At 52.3% G+C, this 13,023-nt stretch carries 13 protein-coding genes; 5 read left to right on the top strand and 8 right to left on the bottom strand.

What is annotated here, in order from left to right; all coding sequences use genetic code 11:
* Positions 1 to 40: 40 nt before the first annotated feature.
* The 5 genes from hcaD to hcaE are packed head-to-tail and all read right to left on the bottom strand — an operon-like array spanning position 41 to position 4,258.
* Entirely contained in the window at positions 41 to 1,243 is a 1,203-nt protein-coding gene (hcaD, locus tag QUF14_RS16225; RefSeq protein ID WP_000660748.1) for a phenylpropionate dioxygenase ferredoxin reductase subunit, read from the bottom strand.
* Positions 1,244 to 1,252: 9 nt separating this feature from the next.
* Positions 1,253 to 2,065 (bottom strand): 3-phenylpropionate-dihydrodiol/cinnamic acid-dihydrodiol dehydrogenase, encoded by an 813-nt coding sequence (gene hcaB / locus QUF14_RS16220; RefSeq protein ID WP_001281377.1) that lies wholly within the window; start codon positions 2,063 to 2,065, stop codon positions 1,253 to 1,255.
* A complete protein-coding gene (locus tag QUF14_RS16215; protein WP_001080106.1) occupies positions 2,062 to 2,382 on the bottom strand; it encodes a bifunctional 3-phenylpropionate/cinnamic acid dioxygenase ferredoxin subunit in 321 nt (106 codons plus the stop codon). The genes hcaB and QUF14_RS16215 overlap by 4 nt, the downstream gene beginning before the upstream one ends.
* The gene (hcaF, locus tag QUF14_RS16210) at positions 2,382 to 2,900 is read right to left on the bottom strand and encodes a 3-phenylpropionate/cinnamic acid dioxygenase subunit beta (protein ID WP_001276083.1); all 519 of its coding nucleotides are present in this window, start codon (positions 2,898 to 2,900) and stop codon (positions 2,382 to 2,384) included. The genes QUF14_RS16215 and hcaF overlap by 1 nt, the downstream gene beginning before the upstream one ends.
* Positions 2,897 to 4,258 (bottom strand): 3-phenylpropionate/cinnamic acid dioxygenase subunit alpha, encoded by a 1,362-nt coding sequence (hcaE, locus tag QUF14_RS16205; RefSeq protein WP_000211172.1) that lies wholly within the window; start codon positions 4,256 to 4,258, stop codon positions 2,897 to 2,899. The genes hcaF and hcaE overlap by 4 nt, the downstream gene beginning before the upstream one ends.
* A 135-nt stretch (positions 4,259 to 4,393) precedes the next feature.
* Here hcaE and hcaR point away from each other — a divergent pair, with 135 nt between their 5' ends.
* Together hcaR and QUF14_RS16195 are read left to right on the top strand one after the other, a co-directional pair.
* The gene (gene hcaR / locus QUF14_RS16200; RefSeq protein ID WP_000423269.1) at positions 4,394 to 5,284 is read left to right on the top strand and encodes a DNA-binding transcriptional regulator HcaR; all 891 of its coding nucleotides are present in this window, start codon (positions 4,394 to 4,396) and stop codon (positions 5,282 to 5,284) included.
* Positions 5,285 to 5,444: 160 nt separating this feature from the next.
* A complete protein-coding gene (locus tag QUF14_RS16195; RefSeq protein WP_000244171.1) occupies positions 5,445 to 6,584 on the top strand; it encodes a 3-phenylpropionate MFS transporter in 1,140 nt (379 codons plus the stop codon).
* Here QUF14_RS16195 and csiE read toward each other — a convergent pair.
* The 3 genes from csiE to suhB form a co-directional block, all read right to left on the bottom strand.
* Positions 6,576 to 7,856: a stationary phase inducible protein CsiE gene (csiE, locus tag QUF14_RS16190; protein ID WP_100733754.1), complete on the bottom strand. Its 1,281-nt coding sequence runs from the start codon at positions 7,854 to 7,856 to the stop codon at positions 6,576 to 6,578. The genes QUF14_RS16195 and csiE overlap by 9 nt on opposite strands.
* A gap of 190 nt (positions 7,857 to 8,046) precedes the next feature.
* Positions 8,047 to 8,901: an alpha/beta hydrolase gene (locus QUF14_RS16185; protein WP_024212144.1), complete on the bottom strand. Its 855-nt coding sequence runs from the start codon at positions 8,899 to 8,901 to the stop codon at positions 8,047 to 8,049.
* 144 nt (positions 8,902 to 9,045) lie between these two features.
* The gene (gene suhB, locus QUF14_RS16180; RefSeq protein ID WP_000553451.1) at positions 9,046 to 9,849 is read right to left on the bottom strand and encodes an inositol-1-monophosphatase; all 804 of its coding nucleotides are present in this window, start codon (positions 9,847 to 9,849) and stop codon (positions 9,046 to 9,048) included.
* 118 nt (positions 9,850 to 9,967) lie between these two features.
* Here suhB and trmJ point away from each other — a divergent pair, with 118 nt between their 5' ends.
* From trmJ to iscS, 3 genes are all read left to right on the top strand, one after another.
* Positions 9,968 to 10,708, top strand: a complete 741-nt coding sequence (gene trmJ, locus QUF14_RS16175; protein ID WP_000940023.1) for a tRNA (cytosine(32)/uridine(32)-2'-O)-methyltransferase TrmJ — start codon at positions 9,968 to 9,970, stop codon at positions 10,706 to 10,708.
* 360 nt (positions 10,709 to 11,068) lie between these two features.
* A complete protein-coding gene (gene iscR / locus QUF14_RS16170; protein WP_001241357.1) occupies positions 11,069 to 11,557 on the top strand; it encodes a Fe-S cluster assembly transcriptional regulator IscR in 489 nt (162 codons plus the stop codon).
* A gap of 240 nt (positions 11,558 to 11,797) precedes the next feature.
* On the top strand, positions 11,798 to 13,012 hold the full coding sequence (gene iscS / locus QUF14_RS16165) for a cysteine desulfurase (RefSeq protein WP_001295373.1): 1,215 nt from the start codon (positions 11,798 to 11,800) through the stop codon (positions 13,010 to 13,012).
* The last annotated feature ends 11 nt before the right edge of the window (positions 13,013 to 13,023 follow it).

Here is a 13,023-nt window from a genome sequence, read left to right as displayed (position 1 = left end):
GCCACGCCCCAGGCGTTGAGATATTCGCTAATTATCCTGGTTACAGTGATTTAAGCGCGATGTCCTCATCTATCAGCAGTTTCGCATCAAACGTTTTGCCGCTCTGGATCCATTTGCGGATTGGGCGAATCTCACGGCCCTGATTCAGTGTTACCGCACCGATAAGCACGCCGTTTTGCAGATTAAACCAAATCGCCTTCTGAGTTTCCGGGTTGCCACGACAAATCCAGTCATCGCCACGCATATCGCCAATAAACTGTAAGTTATCACTGTACTGATCGCTCCAGAACCACGGCGGCGGTAGTCGCGGAAGCGGTAGCCCCAACATTGCGGCAGCGGCAATTTGCGCCTGGTTATTGGCGTTTTCCCAGCTTTCGCAGCGGTGTAGTGCACCATTATCAATACGGGTGATTGCCACATCGCCACCGGCAAAGATCGCGGGATCGCAGGTGCGGCAAGCTTCATCAATGACAATACCATTGGCAGTATCAAGGTTGGCCTCGCGAGCCAGTTGGTCGTTGGCGCTGATACCAATACCGTAAATCACCACATCGGCCTGAAGCGTTTCGCCACTTTGCAGCGTCAGTTCTACTTTTTCACCATCGACCACATGTTCAATGGCATTATTGAGCAGAATGCTCACACCAGCCTGCTGATGGCGCTGTAAAAGATAGTGTTGCACGGGCGGTGGTGCATTACGGCCCATGACGGTTGCCGCCAGTTCAATCACTGTCACCTTACATCCACGCTGCGTGGCGCTGGCAGCCAGTTCCAGACCAATAGTTCCGGCACCGACAATCACGACTGACCGTTCGGGCTGCAGAACTTCTCGCAGTCTGGCGGCATCGCCGGCATGGCGCAGGGTAAAGCAGCGTTCTCCCAGTGCATCAAGCAATGGCAGCGGTCGGGCTGCCGCGCCGGTTGCCATAAACAGCTGATCCCAGTGCCAGCTTTCGCCGTTGGTTAACACTAACTCTCGTGTGTCGCGACCCAGCGTTTTGATGGTTACGCCAGAATGCAGATGAACATTGTTTTCCTGCCACCAGTTAGCGGGTAACACCGACTGCAACTGTGGGGAATCCTCCAGCAACATGGCTTTCGAGAGCGGTGGACGTTCATATGGAAGATGTTGCTCATCGGAAAACAGATGCAGCTCACCGGTGAACCCTTGCTGGCGTAGCGAGGCCGCAGCCATTGCCGCCGCTTGCCCGCCACCGACAATAATGATCGTTTTTTCTTTCATCGTGCTTCCTTAAAGATCCAGCCCAGCCGCTACGTGGCGAATGCCGCGAATCGCTAAACCCGCATCAGCGTTGATCATCACACCGCTTAATGCGCGATTATTGCGCCGCGATGCCAACATCACATACGGACCCGTAAAATCCGCCGGTTGCGGGAAAAATTGCAGCGGTAATATGGCGGCAATTTTCTCCGGCGTCAGAGACTGCATTATCGAGGTTTCACTTTGCCCGAGCGCCTGTGGGCCGCGCAGGTCGCTGGCCATACCACACGGGCCGACGCCATTCACCCGCACTTTCGGTGCCAGTTCATAAGCCAGTTGGCGAATAAGTCCGGTTGCGGCATGTTTACTGGCGGTGTACAGCGGGCCACCGCCGCCGGGATACCAGGCGGCATTTGACAGTGTGAAAATCATGCTGCCTTCACTGGCGATTAACGCCGGAGCGCAGGCTTTTGCGCCCAGCAGGTAACCGAGTACGTTGACGTTAAACAGCTCGTGGAAGCCGGTTTCGAGCGTCTCTGCGGGAGTATTAACCAGTGAGGCATTGTGATCCCAGATGCCCGCATTGCCGATAAAACAATCCAGCTTGCCAGAACGAGTCAGGATCTGATCGACCGCGCGTTGATAATCGGCATAGCAGGTCACGTTACCTTCCACCGCCAGAATATGTTCGCCAAATCGCTGACGCAGACTGGCGACTTTTGCCGCCGACAGTTCCAGCGTGGCAACCTGCGCACCTTCTTCGATAAATCGCTCGACCAGTGCCAGTCCTAATCCCGATCCGCCACCAGTAATAAAGATGGACTCGTTATGCAGATCGCTCATGGCTGCGCCTCCGGTAAGTCGATGAAGATATCACCACCTTCAACGTGTACTGGATAAGTGGTTAGCGGATCGGTGGCGGGCAGGCATAACGCTTTCCCCGTTTTCAGGCAAAAACTGGCGGCGTGCAGTGGGCACTCTACCGTAGCATCATCTTCCAGATACCCTTCTGACATCGACGCATTACCATGACTGCAACGATCGTTAATGGCATAAAACTCGCCGCCAACGTTGAACAGGGCGATGACGGGCGAGGTATCGAGCCGGAGAGCCTCACCTTCCGGCACATCCGCAACGGGACACGCATAAATTCGATTCATCAGAACAGTACACTCAGGTTATGGGACGTGATCACCGCTTGATCCAGGACGATATCCCGTTCCAGCAAGCGCCAGTTGTCATCTTCCAGACGGCGAACTTTGTCAAAACGAGTCCCGACATAGAATGTTTCATCGCGCTCTTTTTGTGCCCGATAAAGCAGATAATTTACCCGCACAGCAAACACGTTTGGGATGTCGGTTTCGTTTACCTGGCAGTTGCTGATTAAGTGACGGGTGCGCGACGGCGGCTCTTCCGCCCAGGCCATGCCCGTTTCCAGACGCGCGATTCGCCGCTCCAGCTGGTCTTTGGTGTCATTAAAAATCCAGGTTGTCGGTGGCTGAACGCCTTTGCGGCGGTCACGCGTTTGCGCGTTAACCGTGGTGCGCATGGTGTAACGAATATCTTCGTCGAGCTGCGCCAGCCAGTCACGAAATTTCCAGTCATCCAGCAGACTGGCTTCGTGATAGAGAAACTGGCTAATGCGGTGATGTAACTCCAGTGAAACCTGCGCACTCATTTCATCACCTCCTGCTGGTATGCGGCGGTTTTATCGAGCACTTCCTGCCAGCTTTCGCTGCTCAGGAGATCGGCCCAGCGTTGATACATTCCACGGGCGGCCGTTTCTGAGAAGATATAGTTTGTAATGCCTGGAATGCCGTCGTCGCGACGTTTTTCCTGACCAAGTCCCATTTCCAGACAAAGTTTACTGTTGCGGGCGCGGTGGCCTTTCAGCAATTTTTGAATTTCACACCAGTTCTCCGAGTCATCCTGCTCAAGAAAACCAGCAGGACCAAAAGCGCGGGTGGCGCTGTTTTCAAAAGCGGCTTTAACCTCATCAGAGGCGGCTTTGTCAGTAATACAGAACGCCCACACTTCGACTTGATCTGGGCCGCGCGGATGCCAGACGCGGAGTGTGGCAGTGCCGTTGAGCCAGGAAAGCGTGGGGAAAATATTGTTATGACCCGCCAGGCGCAGGGCGCGAACTTCGCCTAAACGTTGTTCTGCTTCGGCGTAGGTTTCGCGGTAATAGCTGGAAACTGCACCATCGACCCAGACATTGGCGTCTGGCTTTTCGGTAAAGAAGAAACCGCTACCGTGACCGTCCTGACCAAATTGCAGCGCATCTTTGGCGGTTTCCCACACCGGGCGGGCGGTTTGTCCATCACCGAGACGCTTATCGCTGCCATCATCTTTCGCCCCTAATACCTGAACGGCAGAAGCATGGCTGAACAGAGCATGATACTGGTCACTGGCGAACTGCTCTGCCGGGAATTTCCAGTTGCAGTTGATCACCCACTTTTGTACGCCGCCGACAATTTCGGTGCCGCCTTCGCGACGATCCAGCATGCCATCCAGATACCAGGCAATGTCACCCAGGTAATCACGCAGGCCCGGCGCGGAGGTATCCCAGTTGCCAAAAATCAGCCCCTTATAACTCTCCACACAGGGAACTTCGTTTAACCCCCAGTGGGATTTACACAGCCCTTGTGGGTAGGCGCGAGGTTCCAGCGGTACATCAATCAACTCGCCGTTAATACCATAAGACCAGCCATGATACGGGCAGGTAAAGGCGCGAGTGTTGCCGCAATCGGCATAACTCACACGCATGGCCCGGTGGCGGCATTGGTTGAGAAACGCCTTGATGCTGCCGTCTTTTTGGCGCACCACGACAACCGCATCTTCTCCCATGTAGGTGTTAAAAAAATCACCGGGTTTAGGGATCTGGCTTTCATGAGCGAGAAATAGCCAGCAACGACCGAAAATGCGCTCAAGCTCCAGTTGGTAAATATCCGGGTCGGTATAAATACGCGGAGTAACCCGACCGTTTTGGGTGTCTATCAGTTGGTAAATGTTCAAATCTGAGGGTGTGGTCATATTTTTTAATCCTGAAAGATAAGATGTATTGACCTTCTATTTTTGTGCCATAAGGATGTTGCTGGTTGGTTGCTGATATGTGAAATAGTTAATTTCTACCAACTGAGACGTTTTTTCGATAACAAGGGGAAGGTGATGGAACTACGGCATTTACGCTATTTCGTCGCAGTGGCGCAGGCACTGAACTTTACCCGTGCGGCGGAAAAACTGCATACCTCACAGCCTTCGTTAAGCAGCCAGATCCGCGATCTCGAAAACTGTGTTGGTGTTCCGCTACTGGTACGTGATAAACGTAAAGTCGCGTTGACGGCGGCGGGAGAATGTTTTCTCCAGGACGCGCAGGCAATCCTGGAACAAGCGGAAAATGCCAAACAACGGGCGCGGAAAATTGTTCAGGAAGATAAGCATTTAATCATCGGTTTTGTGCCATCGGCGGAAGTGAATTTACTGCCAAAAGTATTGCCCATGTTCCGACTGAAACAGCCAGAAACCTTGATCGAGTTGGTGAGTTTAATTACCACGGAACAGGAAGAAAAAATTCGCCGTGGTGAACTGGATGTCGGCTTAATGCGCCATCCTGTCTATAGCCCGGAGATTGATTATCTGGAACTTTTTGACGAACCATTAGTGGTGGTGTTGCCGGTTGATCATCCTTTAGCACAAGAAAAAGAGATCACCGCCGCGCAGCTGGATGGCGTGAATTTCGTTAGTACCGATCCGGCATATTCCGGTTCGCTTGCGCCGATCGTTAAGGAGTGGTTTGCGCAAGAAAACAGCCAGCCGAATATCGTCCAGGTGGCAACCAATATTCTGGTAACGATGAATTTGGTGGGGATGGGGCTTGGCGTAACTTTGATACCCGGTTATATGAATAATTTTAATACCGGGCAGGTGGTATTTCGGCCAATTGCCGGAAATGTGCCTTCCATTGCCCTACTAATGGCGTGGAAGAAAGGCGAAATGAAACCGGCATTACGCGATTTCATCGCCATTGTGCAGGAACGTTTGGCAAGCGTAACGGCATAAATACGCAATAATTTTGCAAGGTGCGTTGTGGGGCGCAGCTTTTATAGTGCTTGCGAACAGGCGTTACAGACATCGGGAAGCAGGCTCGAATATTCTTATTTTTCAACTTGCACCAACATTCGATTAACCCCAGACTAACGCCTCCTGACGGGAGGGACTCATGGTTTTGCAATCCACGCGCTGGTTGGCGCTCGGTTATTTCACATACTTTTTTAGTTACGGCATTTTTCTACCTTTCTGGAGCGTCTGGCTTAAGGGGATTGGCTTAACGCCAGAAACTATCGGCCTGTTATTGGGGGCTGGTCTGGTTGCCCGTTTTCTCGGGAGTTTGATCATCGCGCCCCGCGTTAGCGATCCTTCCCGCCTGATTTCCGCCTTGCGCGTACTGGCACTGCTGACACTTCTCTTTGCTGTCGCCTTCTGGGCGGGGGCGCATGTAGCGTGGTTGATGGTGGTGATGATTGGCTTTAACCTCTTTTTCTCACCGCTGGTACCGTTGACCGATGCACTGGCGAATACATGGCAAAAACAGTTCCCGCTTGATTACGGCAAAGTGCGACTGTGGGGCTCGGTGGCGTTTGTCATTGGCTCGGCGCTGACAGGCAAACTGGTCAGTATGTTGGATTATCGGGTGATCCTCGCGCTGTTGACGTTGGGCGTGGCGTCCATGCTGCTCGGATTTCTCATTCGTCCAACGATTCAGCCACAAGGGGCTAGCCGTCAGCAGGAGAGCACGGGAGGGCCAGCCTGGCTGACACTGGTCCGCCAGAACTGGCGCTTTCTGGCCTGCGTTTGTTTATTACAGGGAGCGCATGCAGCCTATTACGGTTTTAGCGCTATTTACTGGCAGGCAGCTGGGTATTCTGCTTCAGCGGTGGGCTATTTGTGGTCGCTGGGCGTGGTGGCAGAAGTCATTATTTTTGCGCTGAGTAATAAACTTTTCCGCCGTTGTAGTGCACGCGATATGCTGCTGATCTCGGCGATTAGCGGTGTAATGCGCTGGGGAATTATGGGAGCAACGACGGCGTTGCCGTGGTTGATAGTGGTGCAAATTCTGCATTGCGGCACCTTCACGGTCTGCCACCTGGCGGCCATGCGTTATATTGCCGCCCGCCAGGGTAGCGAAGTCATCCGTTTGCAGGCGGTTTACTCTGCCGTTGCAATGGGCGGTAGTATCGCCATCATGACCGTCTTCGCCGGTTTCCTGTATCAATATCTGGGCCACGGCGTGTTCTGGGTGATGGCGCTGGTGGCGCTTCCGGCAATGTTCTTGCGCCCGAAAGTTGTTCCCTCATGCTGATTCGAGCATTTTGCGGATCTGCTCCTGTTGGTGTGTTGTCAGCGTCAGATCTGTGTAGATCAGTGGTGGTGAAAAAAGCGGTAACGGCGTGGTGTAAGGCGAAATAATCAGTGCCGCGCCGCGTGGAGCACCTCTCTGCAAAAATGCTTTTACCGACATATGCTTAATGTTGAGCGGCAGTAACGTCAGTTCACGTAACTGCTGCTCAATCTGCGCTTCACGCTCGCTATCATTCCCGGTCAGTAGAATAATCTGTTTTTCATGCAGGTCGTTTTCCTGCATTAGCCAGGCACCGAAAATCACAGCGACCAGACCGCTTTCCTCATCAGAAAGATGGACGCTGTATTCACTTTCAAATCCGGTCAGCGCCGCGCGGGTGGTGCGCACCAGGCGTGGGTACAGTCTGGAGAACTCTTCTGGCAGGGTGTTATCAATACCGATGGCAAACAAACTGCGATTTAACGCCTGGGCGAGGTGAGTATAAAGCTGATCGCATAACCCCTGTTCATCATAAAAACGAACATTTCCCAGCTCACGAAAATGGTTTACCAGACGTTTGATAGACTGACGCAATTGTCTGTCCCGCTGATGCGCATCCCGAATTGGATCGGGAACTCGCAACATGGAAAAAAGTAATGCCATAAATAGTGGCTCATCAGGCGGTACAGGCTGAAGCGCCCGACGCTGCCAGTGGCGTCCAATTTCCTGCGCTACCTGAAATTCCAGGCAGGATTCTGCCCAGCGACGTTGGAGCGGATTAAACTGAGGCGTAATGCCAGCGTGGTGTTGCAGCAAGCAATATTGCAGATACAGACACAGGAAATGAATATCGCGCGTTTCAAAGCGTTTTTGCAGCCGTCGGGAGCAGAGATTCACTAACGCTTGTAGATTGGTATCGTCGTAAAAGTTACGCGCAATTCCGCGCCGCTTCAGTTCACTCTTCAGGGCGGGGGTGAAATGGCTGGTAATAAATGACGGACACAGACGGAAACCACGTCGTAGCCAGTGAAATAAACACAAACGTTGGTTAAGCACTGTGCCTTCAACCCGGTAGCTACCGTCATAACCAGTAGTCAGTGTGAGTTGATGATAGCGCAGGATCTCCCGTCCTGTTTCGCTGATATCAAGACTGGCAATATCATCATCCACACCATTAAGCTTGCTGAAGGTTGCCGTGGTGGCGGTCAACCCCGGCTGAAAGAGTGTCAGCAAGATCTGGCAGCGGCGCTGGGGAGCCGAAAGGACAGATGGTGAAGCAAGCGTAGGCATCATCTGTAGATCTCCCATAAGCATAATTGATAAGAATAGCTAAAGTTTGCCCAGGGAAATGGCGAAGGGAATGCTAATCATCAGAAATGTTGGCAAGCGTCACAGAATTTTTCTCATCTTAAACTGTTCTGACCAGTGGATTAGCTCGTCTAAAGGTGGATTTGTGAATGATTATCGCGCTAGCGATCATGGGTTAGTTGTGCGGATTCAACGTGCTAAGGATAAAATCCACTATTTGTTCGCGATAAACATCACCGTGACGATCGGAAAAAGCATCAATGTGTTCGCCGTCAGGGATTAAGATTAAACGTTTTGGCTCTTTTGCCAGATCATACAACTTTTGGCTGTGCTGCCATGGGATAACGTGATCGGCCTTACCGTGAATGAGTAAAACTGGGATCGGGCTGACGCTGGCGATGTAATTTTCGCCGCTGTAACTCTCATCAAGTAAGTAGCCACTGCCGGGGATCATCTGGTTGGCGATGGTTGCATAAGAGGCAAATGTGGAGTCGAGGATCACTGCACGTATGCCCTCACGATCACCCTGACCAACAACATCAAGAATATTCGCCCCGCCAATACTCTGCCCGAACAGCACCAGTCGTTGTGGGTTTACATCACTGCGATGGCGCACCACATTGATGGCACTTAGCGTATCGTCCAGCAATCCGGCCTGAGACGGCGTGCCTTTTGATTTACCAAACCCGCGATAATCAAACATAAAAACGTTGAAATTACGCTCGGGTAACCAACTGACCAGCGGCCAGTGGGCGGACATATTTCCGGCATTGCCGTGAGCATGAATGATGGTTGCGATGGCGTTGTCAGCGGGGCCTGTCGAAGAAGGGATAAACCAGCCTTGCAGACGAGTACCGTCCTTAGCTGTAAATTCGACGGATTCCGCCGACCAGGGGTCGGGACCGTAAATTTTGTCGTCGGGATAATAGAAGAAGTTGATGGCAACGCGCGGCACTAAATAAACGCAGAAGGCAACAACAAAGAGAATAAACAGAATTTTGAGAACGCGTGTGTTCACTGGCAGTGCCATAACCTTTCCTTGCGACTTCTTTATCATCCATTAATCGGGGAAAGATGGTGGGAGAGTGACGAAAGAAAGTAAAGCAGAGCGGAAGCATTTCGGAATAGCGCCTGAAAGGCGAGGGCGGGTGAGAGAAATCACCCGCCAGAGAAATTAACGCTTCAGGGCGTCGCTTAACTCGTCACGCATGTTCGCCAGCATGGCTTTAACAACGCGCGGGTTACCGGCAACGATGTTACCGGTCAGCATGTAGTTATGACCACCGGTGAAGTCGCTGACGATACCGCCCGCTTCACGAACCAGCAGCTCACCTGCGGCGAAATCCCACGGACGCAGACCGATTTCAAAGAAACCGTCAACACGACCTGCGGCAACGTAAGCCAGATCCAGCGCCGCAGAACCAGTACGACGGAAGTCTGCACATTCGTTGAACAGTTTGCCGACGATGTTGATGTAAGTGGTAGCGTACTGTTTTGCTTTGAACGGGAAGCCGGTCGCCAGAATAGTACCGTCGAGATCGCGAGCGGTGCTGCCGCGCAGACGGTAGCCGTTCAGCTGTGCGCCCTGACCGCGAGTCGCGGTGAACAGTTCGTTACGCATAGGATCATAAACCACAGCAACTTCAGTGCGGCCTTTGATACGAACGGCAATAGATACCGCGAAGTGCGGCAGGCGTTTGATAAAGTTGGTAGTGCCATCCAGTGGATCGATAACCCATTGAACATCCTGATCGGTACCTTCAAGTTCACCGCTTTCTTCGGTGATGATGGTGTGCTGTGGGTAAGATTTACGAATCGTGTCGATAATCACCGCTTCGGCAGCTTTATCTACGTTGGTCACGAAATCGTTACTGCCTTTCTGGCTCGCTTCTACAGCGTCCGGGGTTTCATAGTTTTTGGCAATTAAATTACCCGCCTTGCGCGCTGCGCGCACGGCGATGTTCAGCATCGGATGCATCGGTCTCTCTCACTGGATGTTAAAGAACGGGAAAACGGCGCAGAGTATAGCAGCGAGATCGGCATCTGTCTTCGTTTTATGATAAGATGCGTGAATAATCTTTAGATGAAGAAAGACAATGCTGCAAAATATTCGAATTGTGCTGGTGGAGACGTCACACACCGGTAATATGGGTTCTGTTGCCCGTGCCATGAAAACAATGGGCTTAACCAATCTGTGGCTGGTTAATCCATTGGTGAAACCTGACTCCCAGGCGATTGCTCTGGCAGCAGGGGCCAGCGACGTGATTGGTAATGCTCACATTGTCGATACGCTCGACGAAGCGTTAGCCGGTTGTAGCCTGGTGGTTGGCACCAGCGCACGTTCCCGCACTCTGCCGTGGCCGATGCTCGACCCGCGCGAATGCGGTTTGAAAAGCGTCGCTGAAGCGGCAAATACGCCGGTGGCACTGGTTTTTGGTCGTGAGCGCGTTGGCTTGACCAATGAAGAGTTGCAAAAGTGCCATTATCATGTCGCCATTGCCGCTAACCCGGAATACAGTTCGCTTAACCTGGCGATGGCTGTTCAGGTTATTGCCTATGAAGTGCGCATGGCCTGGCTGGCGACTCAGGAGAACAGCGAGCAGGTTGAACATGACGAGACGCCGTATCCGCTGGTCGATGATCTGGAACGTTTTTACGGTCATCTTGAACAAACGCTGCTGGCAACCGGCTTTATCCGTGAAAACCATCCGGGGCAGGTGATGAATAAGCTGCGTCGTCTGTTTACCCGTGCGCGCCCGGAAAGCCAGGAGTTGAATATCCTGCGCGGGATTCTGGCTTCTATTGAGCAGCAGAATAAAGGTAACAAGGCCGAATAACCGAGGTTGCCTGATGCGGCGCTTAACGCGTCTTGTCAGGCCTACAGTGCACAGCGCCGTAGGTCGGATAAGGCGTTCACGCCGCATCCGACAGCGGTTGCCTGATGCGACGCGTAACGCGTCTTATCAGGCCTACAGTGCACAGAACCCCAGGTCGGATAAGGTGTTTACGCCGCACCCGACAACAGGTACAAACGCCACGATAAAAAAATGGCACTGAAGGTTAAATACCCGACTAAATCAGTCAAGTAAATAGTTGACCAATTTACTCGGGAATGTCAGACTTGACCCTGCTATGCAATACCCCCACTTTTACAATAAAAAACCCCGGGCAGGGGCGAGTTTGAGGTGAAGTAAGACATGAGACTGACATCTAAAGGGCGCTATGCCGTGACCGCAATGCTTGACGTTGCGCTCAACTCTGAAGCGGGCCCGGTACCGTTGGCTGATATTTCCGAACGTCAGGGAATTTCCCTTTCTTATCTGGAACAACTGTTTTCCCGTCTGCGTAAAAATGGTCTGGTTTCCAGCGTACGCGGACCAGGCGGTGGTTATCTGTTAGGCAAAGATGCCAGCAGCATCGCCGTTGGCGAAGTGATTAGCGCCGTTGATGAATCTGTAGATGCCACCCGTTGTCAGGGTAAAGGCGGCTGCCAGGGGGGCGATAAATGCCTGACCCACGCGCTTTGGCGTGATTTGAGCGACCGTCTCACCGGTTTTCTCAACAACATTACTTTAGGCGAACTGGTTAATAACCAGGAAGTGCTGGATGTATCTGGTCGTCAGCATACTCACGACGCGCCACGCACCCGCACACAAGACGCGATCGACGTTAAGTTACGCGCTTAATTTAACCGTCCTGTTTCGTGTTGCATCTGCGTTGACTGCACATACTCACTCCGGTCACTTACTTATGTAAGCTCCCGGAGATTCGTAAGTTTGTCAACTTGCTGAAACCCGAAACAGTTAGGTTAAAGATAACAAGATATTAGAATCAGGCCGGGGCGTCTCGCGCTCCGTAAACACGGTCGTACATCCAGCCGGTAGCCTGGTTCCTTGCATTGAGTGATGTACGGAGTTTATAGAGCAATGAAATTACCGATTTATCTCGACTACTCCGCAACCACGCCGGTGGACCCGCGTGTTGCCGAGAAAATGATGCAGTTTATGACGATGGACGGAACCTTTGGTAACCCGGCCTCCCGTTCTCACCGTTTCGGCTGGCAGGCTGAAGAAGCGGTAGATATCGCTCGTAATCAGATTGCCGATCTGGTTGGCGCTGATCCGCGTGAAATTGTCTTTACCTCTGGTGCTACCGAATCTGACAACCTGGCGATCAAAGGTGCTGCTAACTTTTATCAGAAAAAAGGCAAGCACATCATCACCAGCAAAACCGAACACAAAGCGGTACTGGATACCTGCCGTCAGCTGGAGCGCGAAGGTTTTGAAGTCACTTACCTGGCACCGCAGCGTAACGGTATTATCGACCTGAAAGAACTCGAAGCAGCGATGCGTGACGACACCATCCTTGTTTCCATCATGCACGTAAATAACGAAATCGGCGTGGTGCAGGATATCGCGGCTATCGGTGAAATGTGCCGTGCTCGTGGCATTATCTATCATGTTGATGCAACCCAGAGCGTGGGCAAACTGCCTATCGACCTGAGCCAGTTGAAAGTTGACCTGATGTCTTTCTCCGGTCACAAAATCTACGGCCCGAAAGGTATCGGTGCGCTGTATGTGCGTCGTAAACCGCGCGTACGTATCGAAGCACAAATGCACGGCGGCGGTCACGAGCGCGGTATGCGTTCCGGTACTCTGCCTGTTCACCAGATCGTCGGTATGGGCGAAGCCTATCGCATCGCAAAAGAAGAGATGGCGACCGAGATGGAACGTCTGCGCGGCCTGCGTAACCGTCTGTGGAACGGCATCAAAGATATCGAAGAAGTTTACCTGAACGGTGACCTGGAACACGGTGCGCCGAACATTCTCAACGTCAGCTTTAATTACGTTGAAGGTGAGTCGCTGATTATGGCGCTGAAAGACCTTGCGGTTTCTTCCGGTTCTGCCTGTACGTCAGCAAGCCTCGAACCGTCCTACGTGCTGCGCGCGCTGGGGCTGAACGACGAGCTGGCACATAGCTCTATCCGTTTCTCTTTAGGTCGTTTTACTACTGAAGAAGAGATCGACTACACCATCGAGTTAGTTCGTAAATCTATCGGTCGTCTGCGTGACCTTTCTCCACTGTGGGAAATGTACAAGCAGGGCGTGGATCTGAACAGCATCGAATGGGCACATCATTAATCGGTATCGGA

The organism is Escherichia sp. HH091_1A (assembly GCF_030295175.1).
Classification (GTDB): Bacteria; Pseudomonadota; Gammaproteobacteria; order Enterobacterales; family Enterobacteriaceae; genus Escherichia; species Escherichia coli_F.
This window is presented reverse-complemented; position numbering and strand designations above follow the sequence as displayed.

Bases quoted from the DNA above. Each gene is read 5' to 3' on its own strand.
- hcaD (WP_000660748.1), bottom strand. From the start codon at position 1,243: ATGAAAGAAAAAACGATCATTATTGTCGGTGGCGGGCAAGCGGCGGCA.
- hcaB (WP_001281377.1), bottom strand. From the start codon at position 2,065: ATGAGCGATCTGCATAACGAGTCCATCTTTATTACTGGTGGCGGATCG.
- QUF14_RS16215 (WP_001080106.1), bottom strand. From the start codon at position 2,382: ATGAATCGAATTTATGCGTGTCCCGTTGCGGATGTGCCGGAAGGTGAG.
- hcaF (WP_001276083.1), bottom strand. From the start codon at position 2,900: ATGAGTGCGCAGGTTTCACTGGAGTTACATCACCGCATTAGCCAGTTT.
- hcaE (WP_000211172.1), bottom strand. From the start codon at position 4,258: ATGACCACACCCTCAGATTTGAACATTTACCAACTGATAGACACCCAA.
- hcaR (WP_000423269.1), top strand. From the start codon at position 4,394: ATGGAACTACGGCATTTACGCTATTTCGTCGCAGTGGCGCAGGCACTG.
- QUF14_RS16195 (WP_000244171.1), top strand. From the start codon at position 5,445: ATGGTTTTGCAATCCACGCGCTGGTTGGCGCTCGGTTATTTCACATAC.
- csiE (WP_100733754.1), bottom strand. From the start codon at position 7,856: ATGATGCCTACGCTTGCTTCACCATCTGTCCTTTCGGCTCCCCAGCGC.
- QUF14_RS16185 (WP_024212144.1), bottom strand. From the start codon at position 8,901: ATGGCACTGCCAGTGAACACACGCGTTCTCAAAATTCTGTTTATTCTC.
- suhB (WP_000553451.1), bottom strand. From the start codon at position 9,849: ATGCATCCGATGCTGAACATCGCCGTGCGCGCAGCGCGCAAGGCGGGT.
- trmJ (WP_000940023.1), top strand. From the start codon at position 9,968: ATGCTGCAAAATATTCGAATTGTGCTGGTGGAGACGTCACACACCGGT.
- iscR (WP_001241357.1), top strand. From the start codon at position 11,069: ATGAGACTGACATCTAAAGGGCGCTATGCCGTGACCGCAATGCTTGAC.
- iscS (WP_001295373.1), top strand. From the start codon at position 11,798: ATGAAATTACCGATTTATCTCGACTACTCCGCAACCACGCCGGTGGAC.